The sequence below is a fragment of the Ruegeria sp. CDSA241 genome (assembly GCF_059611265.1).
Genome location: NZ_JBXWPF010000018.1, coordinates 22,044 through 35,969 on the forward strand (window position 1 = coordinate 22,044; position 13,926 = coordinate 35,969).

Below are 13,926 nucleotides of genomic sequence, written 5' to 3' on the forward strand. Positions count from 1 at the left end.
TGTCTTGGTGTCGGTCCGCGCATCGGCACCTGTTAGCTTATCGTCTTTCACCCGTCTTGCCAAAGGGCCTTGTGACCCGCCGACTGGAAGGGACTGCGTAAAACGTCAGCCATTCCTCTGGCAAGCCGCAAGGTGCCTTTTCGTTTTTGCGCAAAGACCTTAGCTGCTTGCCCGAAAGTGTATGCCCAGCCCGTCATATTCAGTTTTGAAGCGGATGAAAACATCCGATTCCAACTCATTGCACCCGGAACACGCCTGTGCACTTTATCGGGACCGCAGCGGCGCACAAATTGAAGTGTTCGGAAAGCTTCTGTAACCTGCGACAACATGCGACCCGGAAGCGAGAATTCATGAGATTTAACCTATTGGCTGCAATGGCCCTGTTCGTCTGGGTGGCTATGCTATCTCTGGGGTCGGAAGCGACGGCGCAGACTTCGCTTATACCCGGGTATGGTTCGGGGTCTGGCACGACATCTGAAGCAGATAAGGAAAGCGAACTGGCTGACGCGATCCGATCAGCCACCGAAGCGGGTGCAAGCGTCATCGTCATCGACAGCGCCGGTCAGCTTGTCTCATCTGGTGGCAATGCCGCCTCGACGCACGACGATATCGCCCATGACCCGATGTCCGAAGGGTCACAGTTGATGAAGGCGCAAGAGCGGTTCTCGAAGTTCCGCGAGTCGATGGAGTCGCGCCTGCAGGCTTTGCCGTATTCGATCTTCGAAGTGCAATATGTTTTGCGAGAGACCAGCCCGGACGGCCGAATACAGACCTATGTCGAAGTGTTGGGCTGGAATATACTCTTCCTTCTTCTGGGGCGCTGGCTGTCGATAGAAATCTACGGCAAGCGTCTTGCAAAAAGGATGGTGGTGGCGCGGTCAAAAGAAGATCCGCAGGGCTATCGCGAAAAAATGCCCTTTCTGGTCTTTCGCTTTTTCATGGGTGTTGGGGCCACGATCTTCGCGATGCTGATGGCCCTGATCGTGGGCTATCTGATCTTTGGCGAGGCTGAAGATCTTTCGATTCAGTTCACGACCACAGCCATATTTACGGCATTCTTTCTTGCACGCACAGTTTCCGATCTTTGGCGTATGGTGTTGTCTCCTTACCTCAGTCAGTACCGGCTGCCGCCCTTTTCCGACCGGGAGGCAAAACGCCTTTACGTCTGGGCCTCGGCAATCGCGACATATGATATCTCGGTGGTATTGTTTTCTACCTGGGTTGCGGATTTTGGTTTGAACTACAATGTCTATGCGATGGTCTATGGCGGCCTGACCATGTTTGGCGCCTTGGGCAATGTTCTGATGATTCTGTTCAACGCGCGCGCCATCTCGAACGCGATCCGAGGCGGGCGGTCAAAGGAACAGGTATCCTGGATTTTGCGCCTGATATCGATTGCCTGGGCGCCGGTTCTGGCAGTTTATATCGTGTTCAGCTGGTTCAAACTGGCTGTTGATCTGGTGCTTGAGAACGAGAATTCCATTCCGATTGTTGCCAGCAGCTATGCCATCTTCATGTCTGTGGTCATTGCCTATGGCGCGATGAACTATCTGCTTGAACGCTACTTCGTCCGCAATCGCCAGATTGAAGAGCTGAACGCAGAGACTGGTGTCGGTGTTGAAGAGGATGAGGTTCCTCAAACCCCGCAAGCGGAAAAGAGAAAGCACTCGATCGTCACCTATGAGGATCTGGCGCGACGTGTGGCCGGTATCCTGGCATTTGTCGTCGGGTTATATGCTCTGGTTGTGATCTGGAATCCTGACGCAAGCTGGAGCGAAGACCTACCTATTGAACGGGCTCTGGACGTGATGGTTATCCTGTTCATGGGCTACATCTTGTTCCATTTCTTCCGTGTCTGGATTGATACCAAGATTGCTGAGGAAGAAGACGTAGCCGGTGGAGAGGTTGAACTGGGCGACGAGGGCGGGGAAGGCGGGCAAAGCCGTCTTGCGACACTGCTGCCGTTGTTCCGTGGCGCAATTCTGGCGGTTGTTGTTGTGACCATCGTTCTGATTGTCCTGATGGAATTGGGTATCAATGTCAGCCCGCTGTTCGCCGGTGCCGGTGTCGTGGGTCTGGCCGTTGGGTTCGGGTCGCAAACGCTTGTCCGGGATATATTCTCGGGCGCGTTCTTCCTGATGGATGATGCCTTCCGCAAAGGCGAATATATCGACATTGGCGATGTGAAGGGGACGGTCGAGAAAATCTCGGTCCGGTCGTTCCAGTTGCGGCACCATCTGGGCGCACTGAATACGATCCCCTTTGGCGAGATCAAGGTTCTTACCAACTATTCGCGTGATTGGGTGATCATGAAGCTGCCCCTGCGGGTGACCTATGACACCGATGTCGAAAAAGTACGGAAACTCATCAAGAATTTGGGCCAAGAGCTTTTGAGCGATCCGGTGATTGGGGATAACTTTATCCAGCCGTTGAAATCGCAGGGCGTGATCGAAATGCAGGATTCGGCGATGATTATTCGGGTCAAGTTCATGACCAAGCCGGGCGATCAGTGGCTGGTGCGTAAGAAGGTCTATCAGGATATCCGCGAATTGTTTGCTCGCGAAGGGATCAAGTTTGCTCATCGTGAGGTGACCGTCAGGCTTGCTGACGGAAAAGAGGCCGAAAACCTGACACCGCAGGAACGCGAAGCGGTGACCGGTGCAGTTCATGCGGCCATCGACGAGGATTATCTGGACGATATCGGTCCTGGAGGCGACGATCGCTAGGGACCGCACCCGCCTCTTTGGGCTGCGTCTTTGACGAGACCCCTTCCAAAGCGTTGGGCCGGACCGCGCGGCTGCCGGCGAGGGTGTAGGCGTAGGGCTATGACCAGGTGGCGCTCGACGTGCCCAGCTTGCTTGCGGGAAGGTCCCACGACATCTGGGCCGGACCAACCGAGAGCGCGGGCTTCAACCTGTGGCCCGGTCCCCATCCAGAGGTTTCGGTCTTGGTCGTGAAATCAGCAGGAACCGAAGCGCCAATTTCTGTCTTGGTGTCGAACTTGCCTAGAATGGTCAGCAGGTCAGCCGTGCGTGCCAGCGACAATCGGGCCTGCATGATCGGCGCACCCTTCGCGGCTTCGGACAATGCTGACAGGACGGCGGCAGCCATCAGATATCCAGTCGCGTGGTCCAGCGCCTGCACCGGCAGGGGTGTCGGCTTGTCTGCACCGGCCCATACCCGACCTGCATCGGCAATCCCGCTGCTCATCTGTACGAGGCTGTCAAATCCGCGCCGCGAAGACCAAGGGCCTTGCCAGCCATAGGCATTCAGTGTGACTTCTACTCTGTTCGGGGCAAGCTCGTCCCGTTTGGCTTGGGTGAGGCCCAGCGCGTCCAATGCGCCAGGGCGATAGCCGTGAATGAAGACATCCGCCTGGGTCAGCAAGCCGTGTAGCAACTCGATCCCTGCGGGGGATTTCAGGTCCAGATAGGCACAGCGCTTACCCAGAGAAATATCCGGGATCACACCCGGCTCGTCCCAGTCCGGAGGATCAATGCGCAGAACCTCTGCCCCGAACCCCGCCAGAGTTCTAGTTGAAACCGGACCGGCCAGAACGCGGGTCAGATCAAGCACGCGCAGACCTGCCAGCGGGCGCTTGGCCGTTGCCTGTGGCCGATTGCGAAGCGTAATCTGTCGGGGTTTGTGCCACCCGATCAGCGGATCTCGTGAAACCGCGCGCCCCTGTGGATGATCCTGCCATTCCCCGCGGCTGCGCATGGCGGCTGCGACACCGCCCTCAGCCACGACAGCGTTTTCAAGACTGGCTGCCGACATAGTTGCAACAGCCTTTGTAACCGCGTCCCGATCTCCTTTGACCTTCAGGACTTTCAGGGCGGCCGCACGGTGCTGAGGCAGGTTCGTGTGCAATCTGATCCAACCGTCATTGGCAAGGTAATCACCGGCGATACTGTCCCAGAGGTTGGGCATTTCCCAGCCATCGGGTTTGAAAGAATATCCGTACCAGAGAGACGCCAACCGGTGATCGACCAAAATCTCGGGCGGGCATTGGGTCAGGTTCAGCGCGCCCATCAGGCGTGCCAGTTCCTGACCAACAGCCGCAAAGCTGGCGGTCGCCAGTTCGGAGACTGCATACACGCTGGGTCGGGCTCCGGTGCCGGTTGTCCGATACCCTTCGGGTGATGGCAGCACGGATAACAGCGTCATTGCTGATATGGATCCAGGCTGTCACGAAGCCCGTCACCCAGAAAGTTGAATGCCAGCACGATGACAATGATCGGCAGCATCGGGATGGCCGTCCAGGGGTAGATCTCGATCGACGCAAGGTTCTGCGCATCATTCAGCATCACACCCCAGCTGACGGCCGGGGCGCGCAGCCCAAGCCCAAGGAAGCTGAGCGCCGTTTCGCCCAGGATCATTGCCGGGATCGACAGGGTTGCCGATGCGATCAGGTGCGACATGAAGTTGGGTAGCAGGTGCTTGCGGATCACCCGGCCCGAGCTTGCTCCCATCATTTCGGCTGCACGTACGTATTCTTCTTCGCGCAACGATAGGAATTTGGCACGAACAGATCGCGCAAGGCCAGGCCAGTCGAGAATCCCCAGGATAATCGAGATGATGAAGAATACCGCGACCGGGCTCCAATTCGAGGGGACCGCCGCTGATAGCGCGAGCCAAAGGGGCAATTCAGGTAGTGAGCGCAGAATTTCGATTATACGGTTAATCACCCAGTCGATTCTGCCGCCAAAATATCCCGCAATCGAGCCGAACAGGATACCAAGAAAGAAGGACACTGAAATCCCGATCAGACCCACCGTCAATGACAGCTGGGCGCCAAAGAGGATACGGCTGAATACATCACGGCCTAGACGATCCGACCCCCAAAGGAACAAAGTCGCGTCTTCAGGCGCGCAGAACAGATGCGTGTCCGACTTGATCAGACCCGCCAGCTTGTACTCGGCCCCTTCGCAGAAAAACTTGATTGGCCGCGGTGTGTCGGTGTCGGCAACGAACTTCCACTGGAAGGTCTCCAGATCCGCCTCGGCCACCATCGAATAGACATAAGGCCCGATGAATTTGCCCTCATGGAACCAGTTGATGCTTTGCGGCGGGGCATAGAGGTGCTCGTCATTACGTTCATTCGGGCCATAAGGCGCGATGAAACCCGCAAAGGGCAGCATGAGATAGCACAGCAACAGGAAGACGCCGGAAATCAGGCCCAGCTTGTGGGTTCGGAATTTGCGCCAGACCAGAATCCAGTTCGGAGCATCCAAATCGGCGCGCTCAAGCTGTTGCAGGGCGGCATCGGGATCGAATGGGGCGTCGTCGACATAGCGACCATCAGGATGTTGGGTCATGCTTCACGCCCCTCATATCGGATGCGCGGGTCCAGCATGACCAGCAGAATGTCAGAGATCATCGTACCGATCAGTGTCAGCAAAGCCACAAACATTAGGATGAAGGCGGACAGGAACTGGTCCTGGGTTTTCAGCGCGGTCAGCAATGTCGGGCCGATTGTCTGAAGGCCCAGAACAACCGATACCAGAACAGAGCCGGAGACCATCGAAGGCAGCAGGTTTCCGATATCCGCGACAAAGGGGTTGAAGGCCACACGCAGCGGATATTTGGTCAGCATCCGCGACGGGGCCATGCCTTTGGCAATGGCGGTTTCCACATAGGGTTTGCCCAGCTCATCCAGCATATTCGCCCGTAATCGCTGCATCATCGCCGAAGCGCCAGATGTGCCGATCACAAAGGTCGGTACGATCAAATGGACGAGGATGGATTTCAGCTTTTCCCAACTCATCGGCAGCCCTTCAAAGGACGGGTCCATCAGGCCTCCGATTGGTAGGTTGAAATAGCGGTGCCCATAGTAAAACAGGATTAGTGCCAGTAGAAAGTTCGGCGTTGCCAGACCCAAATAGCCTACAAAGGCCGAGGTATAGTCGATCCAGGTCCGCGACTTCGCGGCTGCAAGGACACCCAGTGGCAAGGCCACCGCATATACGAACAGGATGGCGGCCAGATTTACCACGACGGTCAGCCACAGCGTGTCGCCCACGATTTCTGCGACAGGGCGGTCAAATTCAAAGGACCAGCCGTAGTTGCCTTGCACCAGCCCATCGAACCCATGCGGGCCAGGCCAGAAACCGATCCAGATCAGATATTGCTCCCACATGGGGCGATCCAGAGCATATTCCGCGCGCAGGAATTCTGCCTTGGCCACACCCGCCGATTGTCCGGACGCCTGCAGTTCAGCGATCTGATTGCTGAGATAGTCGCCCGGGGGCAGGTTGATAATCACGAATACCAGAACCGACACCACCAGAAGGGTCAGCAGCATCGTGAAAAAGCGATAGACTGCATAGCGCAGCATGACCATGTGGCTGCTCCTGATCAGTCGGCGAAAAAGAATTCGTCCGGCCGGTGAATGCCGAAATGTGCGCCGGGTTCCCAGGCCCACATGGCCTGCTCGGGGACGTTGCGCAGGCGGTTCGATACGACGATAGGCTGAGGCGCACCGTTCAGAATGCCAATGGCATAAAGTTGGTCAGCGTGGATTTTCAGCATCTCATCCCATGCGGCCTTGCGTTCCTCATCAGTCGAGGCGACCTCCCAGTTATGGGCCAGTTCCATCAGGCGCTCGGCCTCGGGCATATCGGGTTTCTCACCAACATCGCCTCCGGTCTGATAGTACTGCCCCCATTTTGGCCAGGCCAAAAACACCTGATCGGTAGGGGCAAGATAAGCTGGTGAGGTGTGGTGTTGCGGGATGCCGTCATCCCAGCCGTACCAGACGGACGCCATTGTGCTGCCGGCAAACACCCGGTTGCGCAGAATGTCCCTGTCCAATGGGCGCATAATAAGATCGACGCCAATGTCGCGCCATGTGTCTGTGACGATTTGCAAGGCGTTTTCGACCTCTTGCCGCTCACCTGCAGTTTCGATGACCAGTTCCATCGGGCGGCCATCCGGCAACAGCCGCGTGCCGTTCTTGTCACGTTCGGTCAGGCCGGCCTCGTCCAGCAGCGCATTCGCCAATTCGATGTCGTACTGTGCCCATGCCTTTGCGTTTTCTTCGTTGAAGAAGGGCGAAGCAGGCAAGACCGACATCGCGGCGGGATGGGCCAGTTTGAAATACAGCGCCTGATTTATCGTTTTGCGGTCGATTGCCAGAGACAGCGCGCGGCGAACACGCGCGTCACGCAAAACGGCACGCCATGCTTCGTCTTCGTAGTTCAGATTGGGGTAAATCGCGATCTGTGAGGCAACCCCGGTTTTCCACAGCAAGGTTTTGTAGTCTCCACCGGCCTCGCCTTTTTTCAAGATCGAAGCGTCGCGGAACGCCAGTCCGCGCCCCTGTAGATCGGATTCGCCAGCATTGGTTTTTGCAGCAACCAGACCCCCGGCCACGATCTCCATCTCGACCACGTCGATATAGGGAAGCTGCACCCCATGGCTATCGATGCGATGAAAATAGGGATTGCGAACAAAGTTGTGACGGATCTTTTTGCCCGAACTTGCATTCAACCAGGGCTGCAAGGTTGGCAACTCGTGGTTGTCAAACTTGTAAAGGTTGTCGAGTTTGTTGTGTAAAGCTGCCCAGCTTTTGACGCGGGCATCTTCAACCTGAAAGGCAAGCTTTTCTGCGTCAGCGTATTTCTCGTGGTACTGTTTCAGGAACTCGGAAGGGCGGTAGATGAAAGGCGGGCGCGCTTGTGCCAGAGCCTGCAGGAAGCCGGGGTTGGGATCTTCCCATTCAAACACAACGGTCGTTTCATCGGGGAAGGTCACGGTCGGAGTCTTGCCTTCGACGATCAGAAAATCCGGTGGTCCCGACGGGCTGAGCAGTTCATTATTTGCCACATCCTCCCACCAGTATCGGAAGTCCTCGGAAGTGAACGGAGAGCCATTCGACCATTTGTGACCTTCACGCAGGTTGAGGGTGTATTTGCGGTTGTCGTCGTTCTGGAAGGATTCAAGCAGGTCTGGAACGACCTGATAGGTCTGGTCGAACCCAACAAGGCGGGCATATCCGTAAACCACCATCTGCCGGATGTCTTTGGACCGTGTAATCATTGTGCGCAAAGTGCCGCCCTGTTTGCCGAATTCCCTGCCTTTTGCAGCAAGATCCACAATCAGGGGTTCGGCGGGAATTCGGTCCTGTATGGGCGGAAGGTTCCCCGCATTCACTTCGGTTTCCCAGAAAGTACTTTCTTGCAACTCGGGCATGTCTGCCGTGGCGGGCAGGGCCCATGTTGCGGCCAGCGCAACGGCCAGTAACAGCGGGCGAGTGGTCTTAAACATGGCATCGTACCTTATGGCCGGGCTCCATCTCTACCAATGAAGGTACCACGGAGTCGGTAAATCGGAAGGCGTCATCCCAACTGTCAGGTGAACCAGCACCCAAAGCAACCAAATTCAGGTCGATGGGGCGGTTGATGTCGGGCTCTGGCTGCGCAGCAATCAGTGCTTTGGTGTAAGGGTGACGAGGGTTGTAAAACAGTGTCTCGGGCGGGGCCTGTTCCACGACAAGCCCACGACGCATCACAGCAACTTCGTCGGCAATGCGTGCAACGACCGCAAGGTCGTGCGAGATGAAGAAATACGACAAGTTCAGGCTGTCCTGCAAATGTTCCAGCAATGTCAGGATTTGTTCCTGAACCGACACGTCCAGAGCCGAAGTGGGTTCGTCACAGACAATAAGCTGAGGGTCGAGCATCATTGCGCGGGCAATCGACAGGCGCTGCCTTTGGCCGCCGGAAAAAGCATGGGGATAGCGTTTCAGCATATCGGCGTTCAGGCCAACACGTGTCAGCATCTCGGCCGCTTTTTCGCGCTGCTCGGCGGTCGATCCGATACGGTGAATCTCCAACGGTTCGGTCATCGCATCCTGAATGCGCATGCGAGGGCTGAGAGAGCTGTAGGGATCCTGAAACACCATCTGCGCCTTGCGCTGAAACGCGGTGCGCTGGGTCCGGGTCATCTTGTGAACGGTGATCGCTTCTTCATCGGGGGAGGTTCGAAACAGAACCTCTCCGCCCGGATCAGGCGGCTCAGCCCCTAGTGCGATGCGGGCGGCCGTAGTTTTGCCCGAGCCGCTTTCGCCGACGATCGCCAGCGTCTTGCCCCGCGCGAGGTTCAGATCGACTCCGCGGCAGGCATGGATCAGGCGTTCGCCCTGCCAGCCCTTGCTGGATCGCATCGTATAGGTTTTCGACACGGCCTTCATCTGAAGGATCAGATCTTCGTCGGGCATCGGGATGCCAACCGCGTCCTGATCCGGAATCTCGGGCGCGGCGTTGAACAACTGTTGGGTATAGGGGTGAGCAGGGCTGGTCAGGATCGGTGCCGCTGCTCCAGCCTCCATCACGCGGCCTTTGTGCATGACCACGACCTGTTCGGCCATATTGGCGACGACCCCCAAATCATGGGTCACAAGGATCAGCGCCATTCCCGTTTCACGCTGAAGCTCTTTGATCAGCCCCAGCACCTGGGCCTGTGTCGTAACGTCCAATGCTGTCGTCGGCTCGTCCGCGATCAGTAATTCCGGTTTGGAAACCATGGCCATAGCGATCATGGCGCGTTGGCGCATCCCGCCGGACAGCTCGAACGGGTAAGAATCATAGGCGCGCTGAGGGTCTGGAAAACCCACGCGTTCGAACTGTTCCAGAACCGTTTTGCGGGCCTGTGCCTCGGAGGCATTGCGATGCAGCCAAAGAACTTCGCTGACCTGATTGCCAATTTTGTGCAGGGGAGAGAGCGAGCGCATCGGCTCTTGAAATATCATCGAGATCCGATTGCCGCGAATGCCGCGCATCTGACGCTCGCTGATCTGAGTCAGTTCCTCTATACCTTTGGAATCATTTAGAGTAATCGTGCCGCTTCGAATTTGGGCTGCTCGGGGAAGAATGCGCAACGCAGCCCGGCATGAGATCGTTTTCCCCGACCCTGATTCACCCACAAGCGCAAGTGTCTGTCCCGCTTCGACGTCGAAGTTGACGCCTTGAACCACAGACTCTCCGGCACCAAATCCGATGCTGAGGTCCCGGACAGACAACAACGCAGTCATGCGGGTATTCCACCCGTTAGGCCGTAGCTCGGCATAGGCTTGATCAACTCCCTGTGTTTTTTGTCGCAGTTTCGCGCGGTTGTGCCTGTATAGTCAAACCCGTTCTTGGGGTGAAATGTCGCGAAAACGTGAAACTGAGGCCGATTTGCCTACACAATGCCTTGAGGATTTGTCATCACATGCGATGTCGGTCACAGGTTATGTGTCGTCAAATATCAAGGAGAGATTTCCCAGTGCCCGATCCCCAAAGCCGTCTTGACCTGTTCATCGACCGTATGGTGTCGCAGCGTGCCTGCCTGGACCATGCCATTGCACAGACAAGTACCATGTCCGGTCCGGTGTTCGAGCTGGGATTGGGGAATGGTCGTACTTATCATCACATGGTTCAGTACATTCAAAACCGTCCGGTCTATGTGTTCGAGCGCGCCGTGGCCTCCCATCCGGACTCTACCCCGCCCGAGGATCTGGTGATTCTGGGGGATGTGCGTGAGACTCTGCCTGCGGCGCTGGAACGGTTTGGGCCGACGGCCAGTTTGATCCATGCGGATCTTGGCGGCCATAACAGGGACAAGAACGATGCTTTCGCGCGGTTGGTTTCCCCCCTGATAGAACCGTTGTTGGCAGAAGGTGGGCTGATGGTGTCCAGCGACCGGATGTATTTCGAAAACCTGACCGAAATCCCGCTGCCTGAACATGCGGTGGACGGACGTTGCTTTATCTACCGCCGCTAAGCGCGAGAAGGATACCAAATGCTTTTCTATGATTGCACGACCGCTCCAAACCCGCGCCGCGCGCGCATGTTGATCGCGGAAAAAGGGCTGGAGATTGAAACGCGCAATATCTCGATTGCAAAGGCGGAACAGTTGGATGGCGCTTTCCTTGCGGTAAACCCCAATGCGACGATCCCTGTTCTGGTGACGGATGAGGGCGCAACGCTGACCGAAAACCTGGGCATTGCCGCCTATCTTGAGGCGCGCTTTCCCGAACCACCTTTGATGGGACGTACGCCAGATGAAAAGGGGCTGGTCCTGATGTGGAACAGCATTGTCGAGCAGCAGGGTGGAGTGCCTATTGCCGAGGCTCTGCGCAACACCCATCCCGCGTTCAAGGATCGGGCGATTCCGGGCCCGGCGAACTATGCGCAGATACCCGAGTTGGCACAGCGTGGCATGGACCGGGTTGGCCGGTTTTTTGATTTGCTTGAAACGCGGCTGAAGGATAGTGCGTTTGTTGCGGGGGCTGAGTTCACGCTGGCCGATATCTCAACCTTTGTGTTCGTTGACTTTGCCCGCGTGATCAAGATGCGGATTCCACAGGAAAATACCGCGACGCTGTCTTGGTTCGACAAGATTGCTTCGCGTACAAGCGCACAGCTTTAAGGCGTAGAAATTGAGCTGTCTGAACTTGCTCACTTGCACTGTACAGAAATGTCTAGACAGGTGTGAACAGTATCACTAGCGTCTCCCTCGAGTCATGCAGGGGAGAGCATAATGAAATCTCAGTATCGCGTTGTGGTCATCGGTGGCGGCGTTGTGGGCGCCTCGGTTCTGTATCACTTGGCCAAATTCGGCTGGTCAGATGTGGTCATGCTGGAACGGCGGCGATTGGCGTCGGGATCGTCCTGGCACGCGGCGGGCGGTATTCATGCGCTGAACGCGGATCCGAACATGGCATCGCTGCAGGCCTATACAATCGACCTTCTCAGCGAGATCGAAAAGGAATCCGGGCAGAATATCGGCCTGCACATGACTGGTGGTCTGACTTTGGCTGGAACGCCCGAGCGGTGGGAGTGGCTGCAGGCCAACTATCGTATATTCCAGTCCATCGGCATCGATGATTGCGAATTGCTGACCCCACAAGAGGCGCAAAAGCGCTGTCCCATCATGTCGACTGACGGCGTTCTGGGCGCGATGTGGGCCGATCGAGAGGGCTATATCGACACGACCGGTACGGTTCAGGCCTATGCAACTGCCGCCAAGAAACGCGGTGCCGAGTATTACGAGGAGACCAAGGTCGAGGAATTGATCCAGACCGATGATGGCTGGCAGGTCGTGACGGACAGGGGCACAATAACTTGCGAGCACGTGGTCAATGCCGCGGGGCTTTGGGCCAAGCAGGTCGGGCGCATGGCGGGTGTTGAGCTGCCAGTGTCGCCGCTGAAACATCACTATCTGATCACGGATACAGTACCCGAAGTGGCGGCGGCGGATTTTGAGATGCCAATGACCGTGGACCTCGAGGGGTTCACCTATATGCGGCAAGACCAAAAGGGCGTTCTGGTCGGTATCTATGAGGTCGACCATGAACATTGGGCCATGGACGGCGCGCCGTGGAATTATGGCGAGGAACTGTTTCAGGAGCAGCTTGACCGGATCGAGAATGAACTGACGTTGGGCTTTGAACGCTATCCGTCGATCCAGAATGTCGGCATCAAAACCTGGGTCAACGGGGCGTTTACATTCTCGCCTGATGGTAACCCGCTGGTCGGGCCGGTTCCAGGCAAACGCGGGTATTGGACCGCCTGCGCTGTCATGGCCGGGTTCCTGCAGGGCGGCGGCGTTGGCAAAACGCTGGCTGAGTGGATGATCCATGGCGAGCCCGAGGCCGATGCATGGCCGATGGACATTGCCCGCTATGGCGATTTTGCCCAGAACAAACGCTATATCCGTGAAACCACCGGGCAATTCTATTCCCGCCGTTTCGTGATGAATTATCCGAACGAACAGCTGCCTGCCGGTCGTCCGCTGAAGATGGCGCCAGCTCATGACGCGATGACTGAAGCGGGATGCAAATGGGGTGTCAGCTGGGACCTTGAGGTGCCGCTGTACTTCGCGCCGAAAGGGTTCGAAGAAACGCCGACCCTCAAGCGATCCAACGCGCATGACATCGTGGCCAAGGAATGCAAGGTGATCCGCGAGGGCGTCGGCCTGATGGACATCTCTGGCTTTTCCCGGTTCGAGGTCACCGGACCAAATGCCGAGCTGTGGCTGGATCACGTGATGGCTTCGAAACTGCCCGCGCCGGGACTGGCCAAGTTGGCACCAATGCTGGGTGAGAATGGGCGGCTAAAAGGGGATCTGACCGTTCTGAATTGGGGCGATGGCACCTGGTGGATCATGGGCAGCTATTACCTGCGCGCCTGGCATATGCGCTGGTTCGACGATCATATGATCGACGGAGTCGAGGTTCGCGATCTGGGCGAGGAGTATTGCGGGTTCGGTCTGGTCGGGCCGAAATCGCAGGAAGTAATCCAAAAACTGGCCGAGCAGGACGTCTCGGGCCTGAAATTCATGGGCTGTGGTGATTTTGATATCGGTCTTGTCAGGGCTCGCGTTGCGCGCATGTCAGTCACTGGTGAAAAAGGCTATGAGATCAACTGCCGCTATGGCGATCACATCAAGCTGCGCCGGATGTTGCTTGAGGCCGGGGCCGACGCGGGCATCCGCGAGTGCGGTTTCAACGCGATGCTGTCCACGCGGCTTGAGAAGAGCTTTGGCATCTGGTCGGCGGAATTCACGCAAGCGTACACGCCGGGCATGACAGGTATGGATCGCTGGATCGATTGGGACAAGGATTTCGTCGGTAAAGAGGCCGCCTTGGCCGAACGCGATGGCAATGGTCCTGCGCAGGTTCAGGTGACGCTTGAGGTTGATGCTTTGGACGCAGATGCCAGCGGATACGAACCTGTCTGGTCAGGGGCAGAGCACGTGGGTTTTGTCACCTCGGGCGGCTATGGCCACTACACCGGCAAGTCCCTGGCGATGGCGCTGGTCAATCGTGACAAGGCCGCACCAGGCACTGAACTGTCTGTCCATGTGGTTGGGGTCGAACGACCTGCGCGGGTCATCGCGCCGTCGCCCTATGATCCACAGGGCAAAGCGATGCGGGGCTGA

Annotated in this window: 9 protein-coding genes; 4 read left to right on the forward strand and 5 right to left on the reverse strand. The window is 57.0% G+C overall.

Features of this window, described 5'->3' with window-relative positions:
* Positions 1-350 precede the first annotated feature (350 nt).
* Positions 351-2,726: a mechanosensitive ion channel domain-containing protein gene (locus AC2FJV_RS15875; protein WP_496714062.1), complete on the forward strand. Its 2,376-nt coding sequence runs from the start codon at positions 351-353 to the stop codon at positions 2,724-2,726.
* 97 nt (positions 2,727-2,823) lie between these two features.
* Here the strand turns inward: AC2FJV_RS15875 and AC2FJV_RS15880 are convergent, their stop codons facing one another.
* From AC2FJV_RS15880 to AC2FJV_RS15900, 5 genes are read right to left on the reverse strand one after another with little or no spacing between them, the layout of a single operon-like run.
* Positions 2,824-4,167 carry a CoA transferase gene (locus tag AC2FJV_RS15880; protein ID WP_496714063.1) on the reverse strand — a complete coding sequence of 448 codons (1,344 nt, stop codon included), beginning with the start codon at positions 4,165-4,167 and terminating at the stop codon, positions 2,824-2,826.
* Complete coding sequence (locus tag AC2FJV_RS15885) at positions 4,164-5,318, reverse strand: ABC transporter permease (protein ID WP_281995905.1); 1,155 nt, start codon at positions 5,316-5,318, stop codon at positions 4,164-4,166. Before AC2FJV_RS15885 ends, AC2FJV_RS15880 begins: the two co-directional genes overlap by 4 nt.
* The gene (locus AC2FJV_RS15890) at positions 5,315-6,343 is read right to left on the reverse strand and encodes an ABC transporter permease (RefSeq protein ID WP_271951540.1); all 1,029 of its coding nucleotides are present in this window, start codon (positions 6,341-6,343) and stop codon (positions 5,315-5,317) included. The genes AC2FJV_RS15885 and AC2FJV_RS15890 overlap by 4 nt, the downstream gene beginning before the upstream one ends.
* A 14-nt stretch (positions 6,344-6,357) precedes the next feature.
* Positions 6,358-8,268: an ABC transporter substrate-binding protein gene (locus tag AC2FJV_RS15895; protein WP_496678916.1), complete on the reverse strand. Its 1,911-nt coding sequence runs from the start codon at positions 8,266-8,268 to the stop codon at positions 6,358-6,360.
* On the reverse strand, positions 8,261-10,033 hold the full coding sequence (locus tag AC2FJV_RS15900) for an ABC transporter ATP-binding protein (RefSeq protein ID WP_271951542.1): 1,773 nt from the start codon (positions 10,031-10,033) through the stop codon (positions 8,261-8,263). Before AC2FJV_RS15900 ends, AC2FJV_RS15895 begins: the two co-directional genes overlap by 8 nt.
* 200 nt (positions 10,034-10,233) lie before the next feature.
* Here AC2FJV_RS15900 and AC2FJV_RS15905 point away from each other — a divergent pair, with 200 nt between their 5' ends.
* The 3 genes from AC2FJV_RS15905 (at position 10,234) to AC2FJV_RS15915 (ending at position 13,926) form a co-directional block, all read left to right on the forward strand.
* Positions 10,234-10,764, forward strand: a complete 531-nt coding sequence (locus AC2FJV_RS15905) for a class I SAM-dependent methyltransferase (protein WP_271951544.1) — start codon at positions 10,234-10,236, stop codon at positions 10,762-10,764.
* A gap of 18 nt (positions 10,765-10,782) precedes the next feature.
* Entirely contained in the window at positions 10,783-11,412 is a 630-nt protein-coding gene (locus AC2FJV_RS15910; protein WP_281973448.1) for a glutathione S-transferase, read from the forward strand.
* 111 nt (positions 11,413-11,523) lie between these two features.
* Positions 11,524-13,926 (forward strand): GcvT family protein, encoded by a 2,403-nt coding sequence (locus AC2FJV_RS15915; protein ID WP_496714064.1) that lies wholly within the window; start codon positions 11,524-11,526, stop codon positions 13,924-13,926.